The sequence below is a fragment of the Vibrio frigidus genome, from assembly GCF_042465995.1.
In the GTDB taxonomy this organism is placed as follows: domain Bacteria; phylum Pseudomonadota; class Gammaproteobacteria; order Enterobacterales; family Vibrionaceae; genus Vibrio.
Window position 1 is genome coordinate 1 of sequence record NZ_JBCDMC010000043.1, and the last position, 493, is coordinate 493.

The following is a 493-nucleotide window of genomic DNA, read 5'->3' on the forward strand; positions in this document are numbered from 1 at the left end:
AAGTGAAACGCAATAGCGCCGATGGTAGTGTGGGGTCTCCCCATGTGAGAGTAGGACATCGCCAGGCTTTAACATCGTTTTTATCTTTTAGAAAAAGATGAAGGCAAAAACAATCAAAGCTAAGTTTCATAAGACTTCGATTGTCGTAAGAATACCATGTGGAGTGGTAGTTCAGTTGGTTAGAATACCGGCCTGTCACGCCGGGGGTCGCGGGTTCGAGTCCCGTCCACTCCGCCAGTTCTTACAAAAAAGTTCAGAAGCCTTAGCAGAAATGCTGAGGCTTTTTTGCGTTTATAGAAGAAAAGAATACCACGGTGGAGTGGTCGTTCAGTTGGTTTTCTTTTTGTTAAGAGAAGCCGACCTGTCATACCATTCCGGAAAATTAACTGGTCAGGTCTATCCAGCTTCTAGAACACATTTCCGTGACTCTCTTTGAGCTTTCTAAAAAGCCATTCCATGCGGTGCATATTTGAGAAACTATATCGTCATAGTG

1 tRNA gene is annotated in these 493 nt (G+C 44.0%); it reads left to right on the top strand.

The annotated features are described in order from the left end of the window. Positions 1 to 160: 160 nt before the first annotated feature. Positions 161 to 237: transfer RNA gene (locus AACW90_RS22945), tRNA-Asp, on the top strand. The last annotated feature ends 256 nt before the right edge of the window (positions 238 to 493 follow it).